Annotated in this window: 1 pseudogene; it reads right to left on the bottom strand. The window is 42.5% G+C overall.

What is annotated here, in order from left to right:
• Positions 1-362 (bottom strand): annotated as a pseudogene (locus tag J4E76_RS20785) (hypothetical protein); the annotation flags it as partial.

The raw sequence follows: 362 nt of genomic DNA, 5'->3' as shown, positions 1-362 counted from the left end.
GTGTTTACGGTTTGGTTACCAGCATTATCAGTTACAGTAAGTGTTACCTGATTAACACCAGTATCATCACAGTCGAAGCTTGTTTGGCTTAATACTTTAGAAGCGATGCCACAGTTGTCAGCACTTTCAACTTCTACCTGGTCTACAGTAAGAGCAGCATTACCGTTAGCATCAAGGCTAAGGGCAACATCTTGAGTGGTAAGGGTAGGAGGCGTGTTGTCAGCAACAGTTACAGTGGCCATGCCAGTAGATACATTGCCATTGCTATCAGTAACAGTTACCATTACTGATACCTCACCGATATCACTACAGTTGAAAGTATTTTTAGAAAGGGTAGCATTAACGATGGCACAGTTGTCTTC

It is taken from the genome of Roseivirga sp. E12 (assembly GCF_017592825.1).
Lineage (GTDB): Bacteria > Bacteroidota > Bacteroidia > Cytophagales > Cyclobacteriaceae > Roseivirga.
The sequence above is the reverse complement of the archived record's forward strand: the minus strand, read 5'-3'. Positions and strand labels throughout refer to the sequence as shown.